Consider the following 372-nt stretch of genomic DNA (forward strand, 5'->3'; position numbering starts at 1 on the left):
GTCCCTTGTTGAACAGATCTCTGGAGTTGAGCAGCCGAGTGGGAGCTTCAATGCCGATCCCAAAGAAGGAGGGACGCTCGATTTCTCAGGAATGAAAGTTGAGGAGGATGGTGGTTTGCCATTTGGATACGTGGATGCCGTCCCCGTGAGAGGCGGCCTTCAAGTGAGTCAGGTAGGTTTCTCTCTTAGTGGGGAGGAAGTGAAGGGTAAGCTTGAGAAAAATTCCAACAAATCGGCCTTTGAAGAGTGGCTTAAGGGAGAGAATGTCTATCAGAGCAGCATCGATGGAGAGCCCCAAACCTTACGGAAAGGCGGATCTCATGACCCGCGGATCTGGTCGAATAGCAACGAGGCGCTTGGTAAGGCGCTGGA

The 372-nt window shown here is 52.4% G+C and carries 1 protein-coding gene; it reads left to right on the plus strand.

Going from position 1 to position 372, the window contains the following annotated elements; all coding sequences use genetic code 11:
• A partial coding sequence (locus ACG2LG_RS24290; protein ID WP_396263502.1) for a hypothetical protein occupies positions 1–372 on the plus strand: 372 nt, incomplete at both ends.

This window comes from Haloferula sp. A504 (genome assembly GCF_044385805.1).
Classification (GTDB): domain Bacteria; phylum Verrucomicrobiota; class Verrucomicrobiia; order Verrucomicrobiales; family Akkermansiaceae; genus Haloferula.